Annotated in this window: 1 pseudogene; it reads right to left on the reverse strand. The window is 64.9% G+C overall.

The annotated features are described in order from the left end of the window. Window positions 1-473, reverse strand: a pseudogene (locus CWO89_RS46735) (transposase); the annotation flags it as partial.

Here is a 473-nt window from a genome sequence, read left to right on the forward strand (position 1 = left end):
CCATCGTCAACGTCTGAATGAACGAGCCAGCTACAGATGTGCCGCCATGAGCCACCATGTCGACCTCGCAGAACCCCGGAGGTGGATCGTGCCAGTCGTTGAACGTCCGGATCGGAACTTCCCGCCGTACCGCCGAATAAAAGCCGACCCGCCGGCGCTTACCGCCGGCCGCGGCAATTTTGGTCTCGACCAGCAGGCGATCAATCGTGGCTGCGCTGACGCCGAGCACCAGCGCTCGATCCGCCTGGTCGAGCTTGAGCCGGCAATGCCGCTCCAGCGAAGGCAGCAACGTCGGAATCATTACCTTGAGCCGCTTGCCGCAGATCCGATCCGAGGCCTCCCACAGCGCCACCAGCGCATCCCTGATAGGGGCGCCATAGGTCGGCCTTCGCTGTCGCCGGGCCTCCGGCGAAATTGCAACATGGCTGGCAAGCGCCCGAACCGCGTGCTTGCGATGCCAGCCCGTCACCGCG

Origin of the sequence: Bradyrhizobium sp. Leo170 (assembly GCF_004296405.1) — a bacterium.
In the GTDB taxonomy this organism is placed as follows: Bacteria; Pseudomonadota; Alphaproteobacteria; order Rhizobiales; family Xanthobacteraceae; genus Bradyrhizobium.